We start from the raw sequence: 3928 nt of genomic DNA, 5'->3' as shown, positions 1-3928 counted from the left end.
TCGCGTTCGGGCTCGACAAGCTGGTGCTGGGGCTGCGGGTGCCGCGCGGGGCGCTGCGGGTGGACGTGTCCGCGTACCACCCGGTCTTCGGCGAGCTGGACGAGGACGCCCGGATGGACGCCACGCTGATGGCTCTCGACCGGCTGCTGGGCGAGGACGACGTGGCCCGGTGGGTGGGCGAGATCACCCCTGCCACCTCGGCGCCGATCGACGCCGTGCCCGCCGTCCACCTGCCCGCGGTGGTGGCCGACGTGGCCGCCGACCACGAGACCGGCCAGTGGGCGACGCTGGAGGGCCGGACGGCGACCGGCGCCCCGCTGGTCGCCGCCACCCGCTACCCGCTGCGCCCCGTCGACCATCCGCTGCTGGACCAGCACATCGCCGTCACGCTGCCGTACCGCGACAAGGACGGCGGCGGCCTGCCCGTCGGCGGGTCGCTCGCCGCGCTGCGGGCGTTCGAGGAGCGGCTGGACGAGCGGCTGCGCGCGCTCGGCGAGGAGGCCGTGCTGGCCGCCCACCTGAGCGCCGAGCGCCGCCGCGTCATGCACGTGTACGCGACGCCGGAGAGCGGCGCCGCGGCCGCGATCAAGGAGCTGGCGGCCACCTGGAAGGAAGGCAGGGCTCGGGTGGACGTGAGCCCCGACCCGGCCTGGAGCGCGGTCGCGCCCTTCCTCGCTTGACCGGCCCGGCCCGCTCAGCCGAGGCCGGCGCGGCGGGCGCGGTCGACGGCGGCGGGCAGCACCTCGACGAGCCGGTCGACGTCGGCCTGCGTGGAGGTGTGGCCCAGCGAGAAGCGCAGTGAGCCTCTGGCCGCCGCCGCGTCGGCGCCCATCGCCAGCAGCACGTGGGACGGCTGCGCCACCCCCGCCGAGCAGGCGGAGCCGGTCGAGCACTCCACCCCTCTGGCGTCGAGCAGCATGAGCAGCGCGTCGCCCTCGCAGCCGGGGAAGGAGAAGTGGGCGTTGCCCGGCAGCCGGTCGTCGGGGTCGCCGTTGAGCACCACCCCGGGCACGGCGTGACGGACGCGGGCGATGAGGTCGTCGCGGAGCGCCGTCAGGTGGCGGTGCTGGGCCGCCTGCTCCTTGACCGCGGTGCGGACCGCGGCGGCCAGCCCGGCGATGGCGGGCGCGTCGAGGGTGCCGGAGCGCACGTCGCGCTCCTGGCCGCCGCCGTGCTGCACGGAGACCGGCGTCACGCCGCGGGCCAGCAGCAGCGCGCCGACGCCCATGGGCCCGCCGATCTTGTGGCCGGTCAGGGTGAGCGCGTCGGCGCCGGACTCGGCGAACGACACGGGCAGCTGGCCGATCGCCTGCACCGCGTCGGTGTGGAACGGGACGCCGTGGTCGCGGGCGATGGCCGCCAGGAGGTGGATCGGCTGGATGGTGCCGACCTCGTTGTTGGCCCACATGACGCTGACCAGGGCGACGCTGCCGGGGTCGCGTTCGATGGCGGCGCGCAGCGTGTCGGGGGCGACCCTGCCGTGCTCGTCGACCTCCAGCAGCTCGACCTCGGCGCCCTGGCTGTCGGCCAGCCACCGGGCGGGGTCGAGGGCGGCGTGGTGCTCGACCGAGCTGATCAGGACGCGCTTCCTGGGGTGACGGGCCCAGAACATGCCCTTGATCGCGAGGTTGTCGGCCTCGGTGCCGCCCGAGGTGAACACGACCTCGCTCGGCCGGGCGCCGAGCGCGTCGGCGATCGTCTCGCGCGACTCCTCCACCACCTTGCGCGCCTCGCGCCCGGTGGCGTGGAGGGAGGAGGCGTTGCCGACCCGGCCGAGTTGTTCCGTCATGGCCTCGATGGCTTCCGGAAGCATCGGCGTGGTCGCCGCGTGATCGAGATACGCCGACGGTCTGCTCACCCCGTAAGGCTATCTTGTTTGCCACTGTACCGTCCGGACGGTACAGTAAGGCCCATGAGACGTGACGAGCTACTGGACGCGGCAGAAGACCTGCTCAGCGACCTCGGCTCGACCGCGCTCACCCTCTCCGCGGTGGCCGACCGGGCCGGCGTGAGCAAGGGCGGGCTGCTCTACCACTTCTCCACCAAGGAGGCCCTGATCAAGGCCATGGTGGAGCGCCTGGTCGCCGAGTTCGACGACCTGGTGGCCGCCCAGCCCGACGCCACCTACACCGAGCGCTACCTCGGCGCCACGCTCGCCGCCGTCCGCTCGGGCCGGCTGCGACGCTGGGCCGTCGTCACGGGCGCGTCCGGCAACACCTACCTGCTGGCGCCGCTGCGGGAGGCGATGGCCCGCTGGCATCGCGAGGGCCTTGCCGACGAGCCCGACCTGGTGGCGTCGCAGATCGTACGCCTGGCCTGCGAGGGTCTCTGGGACGTGGCCAGCCACGACCCGTCGCTCAACGGCGACGACGAGCTGCGCGAGCTCGACGCCCGGTTGAGAGCCCTGCTGAAACCCCCTTCATGAGGTCCCGGGCTGTCAGCGTCCGGCCGCGGCCGTTACGGCCGGTCCGGTAGGACGCGCTCCCAGGAGACGGCACCAGGCCGCGTGCGCGGCGGACGGAACCCGTCCGCGCCCCGGTGCGTGACGCCGCCCCGGGCACCGTACCGCCTTTCACGGAAGCGGCGGGTCCGCGACTCCGGCCCAGAGGTGTGCCCTCTCCCCTTTTCCAGGCCCGGCCACGGCCGGGTCTTCCTTCTGCCCTTTTTGATGAACACTTCTGCGAGGTATGCCCACATGAACCGTGATCTGAGGATCGCGCGCTACGGCGCCGTTCTCACCTTCGCCCTCGCCGGCCTCATGGTCGGCACCATGACCGTGCGCATCCCCGCGCTGACCGACAAGCTGGGCCTGTCCGAGTCGGAGGTCGGGACCGTCCTGCTCGCCTGGGGCCTGGGCGCGCTGGTGAGCATGCAGTCGATGCGCCGCGTGATGGCCAGGGCCGGCAGCCGCACCGTGCTGCGCGTCGGCGGCCCGCTGACGGCGCTCTCCCTGGTCGCCGTGGCCCTCATGCCGGACCTCCCCACGCTGCTGGCCGCGTCAGCGGTCTTCGGCATGGCGTTCGGCCTGTTCGACATCGCGATGAACGCCCAGGGCTCCACCGTCGAGCGCGCCCACGGCCGGCCGCTGATGAACGGCATGCACGCCGGCTGGTGCGTCGGCGCCATGGCCGCCGGCGCGACGGGCAGCGTGGCGATCGCCCTGGGCCTGTCCTTCACCGCCAACCTGGTGCTGGTCAGCCTGATCTCGCTGCCGGTCCTGCTGGTGCTCGGCCGGACGTACCTGCCGGACGCCCCCGCGCCCGAGACCGCCGCGGGGCCGCGCCGCCGGATGCCGCCGGTCGTGTACCTGCTGGGCGCACTGGCCTTCTTCGCGTTCATGGTCGAGGGCGTGGTCGCCGACTGGAACGGCCTCTACATGCGCGACACCCTGGGGGCGCCGGAGGCGCTGGCCGCCCTGGGCTACCCGATCTTCGAGGCGGGCATGCTGATCGGCCGGCTGACCGGTGACCGGCTGCGCTCGCGGTTCGGCGTACGGGGCATGCTGACGGTCGCGGGCCTGGCCACGGCCGCCTTCTTCGGCGTGGTGCTGGCCGCCCCGGTGCCTGTGGTCGCGCTGGCCGCGGTGTTCTTCGTGGGCCTCGGCGTCGCGACGATCTCGCCGATGACGCTCTCGCTGGCCGGCACCGCCACCTCCACCCCCGGCCCGGCGATCGCCCAGGCGGGCGCGATGGGCTACGCGGGGCTGCTGCTCGGGCCGGTCGCGATCGGCTTCCTGTCGGACGCGACCTCGCTGCGCACCGCGCTCGGCCTGGCCGTCGTCCTCGGCCTGCTGATCGCCGTGGCCGCCCGCCTGCTGCCGCGCGAGGAGCCCACCGTGGTCATCCCGCTGCGGCCCGCCGAGGAGAAGCAGCCCCTGGCCGCCTGACCGCCCCCCGAGGTTCTCCCGGCTCGGCGGAACCCGTGGTAA

At 74.2% G+C, this 3928-nt stretch carries 4 protein-coding genes; 3 read left to right on the top strand and 1 reads right to left on the bottom strand.

Annotation, left to right across the window (positions count from 1 at the left end; all coding sequences use genetic code 11):
- Nucleotides 1-680: DUF695 domain-containing protein (locus OUY22_RS36035; RefSeq protein WP_270159801.1), on the top strand; the 680-nt coding region annotated here is incomplete at its 5' end.
- 14 nt (nt 681-694) lie between these two features.
- On the opposite strand, the gene OUY22_RS36030 is transcribed toward OUY22_RS36035, so the two are convergent.
- Nucleotides 695-1858 carry a cysteine desulfurase family protein gene (locus OUY22_RS36030; protein WP_270159800.1) on the bottom strand — a complete coding sequence of 388 codons (1164 nt, stop codon included), beginning with the start codon at nt 1856-1858 and terminating at the stop codon, nt 695-697.
- A gap of 54 nt (nt 1859-1912) precedes the next feature.
- Between OUY22_RS36030 and OUY22_RS36025 the strand changes: the two genes are divergently transcribed.
- Together OUY22_RS36025 and OUY22_RS36020 are read left to right on the top strand one after the other, a co-directional pair.
- Nucleotides 1913-2425: a TetR/AcrR family transcriptional regulator gene (locus OUY22_RS36025; RefSeq protein WP_270159799.1), complete on the top strand. Its 513-nt coding sequence runs from the start codon at nt 1913-1915 to the stop codon at nt 2423-2425.
- Nucleotides 2426-2695: 270 nt separating this feature from the next.
- A complete protein-coding gene (locus tag OUY22_RS36020; RefSeq protein WP_270159798.1) occupies nt 2696-3886 on the top strand; it encodes an MFS transporter in 1191 nt (396 codons plus the stop codon).
- The last annotated feature ends 42 nt before the right edge of the window (nt 3887-3928 follow it).

Origin of the sequence: Nonomuraea corallina, from assembly GCF_027620315.1 — a bacterium.
Classification (GTDB): Bacteria; Actinomycetota; Actinomycetes; order Streptosporangiales; family Streptosporangiaceae; genus Nonomuraea; species Nonomuraea corallina.
This window is presented reverse-complemented; position numbering and strand designations above follow the sequence as displayed.